Raw genomic sequence first — 958 nt, 5'->3', positions numbered from 1 at the left:
CGGGGCTCGTGGAGGCGCGGGCGCGGTCCGTGGCGGGCGCGGTGGCGGAGGCGTGGGGGCTGGAGGGCCTGCTGACCTTCGAGTTCTTCGAGCTGCCGGGCGGGGAGCTGCTCGTGAACGAGGTGGCGCCGCGCGTGCACAACAGCGGGCACCTCACGCAGGACGCGGGCGGCGTCAGCCAGTTCGAGGCGCAGCTGCGGGCCGTGCTGGACCTGCCCCTTGCGGACTTCGCGCCGCTGCTGCCGTGCGTGATGCTCAACGTGCTGGGCGGCGAGGGCGCGGAGCCCGACTGGGCGGAGGTGCTGCGCGTGCCGGGCGCGCGGCTGCACCTCTATCACAAGGAGGCGCGGGTGGGGCGCAAGCTGGGGCACGTGAACGTGGTGGGCCGCACGCCGGAGGAGGTCCATGACCTCGCGGGGCGTGTGCGGGCGCTGCTGGGAGACTGGAACTGAAGAGCACATGAGCTTCTTCACACCCGCCGTCCTTTATCCTGGGGGGCGATGTCCGTTCCGCTGCCCTCCTCTCCCCTGATCTCGCTGGGTGACCTCGCCTGGGACGTCCTCGCGAAACCCGACACGCTGCTGCTGCCCGGCGGCGACACGACCGGTCGTCTGGAACTCTCGGGCGGCGGGAGCGCCGCGAACCTCGCGGTGTGGGCGGCGCGGGTGGGTCAGCCGACGGCGTTCGTGGGCAAGGTGGGCCGCGACCGCTTCGGTGAGTTCGCGGTGTTCGACCTGGAGCGCGAGGGCGTCGTGACGCGCGTCGTGGAGACCTCGGAGCAGCGGACGGGCGTGATTCTCGCGCTGATCGACGCGTCGGGCCAGCGGGCGATGCTGTCGTCGCAGGGCGCGGACTGGTACCTGGAGCCGTCCGAGCTGCCCGTGGGGGACCTGCGGCGGGCGCGGCACCTGCACCTGACGGCGTGGAGCCTGTTCGCGGACCCGCCGCGCGCGGCGGC

The 958-nt window shown here is 73.5% G+C and carries 2 protein-coding genes; both read left to right on the top strand.

Annotated elements, in window-relative coordinates; all coding sequences use genetic code 11:
- Positions 1–452, top strand: a 452-nt coding sequence (locus DEIPI_RS0106995) for an ATP-grasp domain-containing protein (protein WP_027481305.1), incomplete at its 5' end; no start/stop codon positions are given.
- A gap of 48 nt (positions 453–500) precedes the next feature.
- A partial coding sequence (locus DEIPI_RS0106990; RefSeq protein ID WP_027481304.1) for a carbohydrate kinase family protein occupies positions 501–958 on the top strand: 458 nt, incomplete at its 3' end.

Source organism: Deinococcus pimensis DSM 21231 (assembly GCF_000519345.1).
Taxonomy (GTDB): domain Bacteria; phylum Deinococcota; class Deinococci; order Deinococcales; family Deinococcaceae; genus Deinococcus_A; species Deinococcus_A pimensis.
This window is presented reverse-complemented; position numbering and strand designations above follow the sequence as displayed.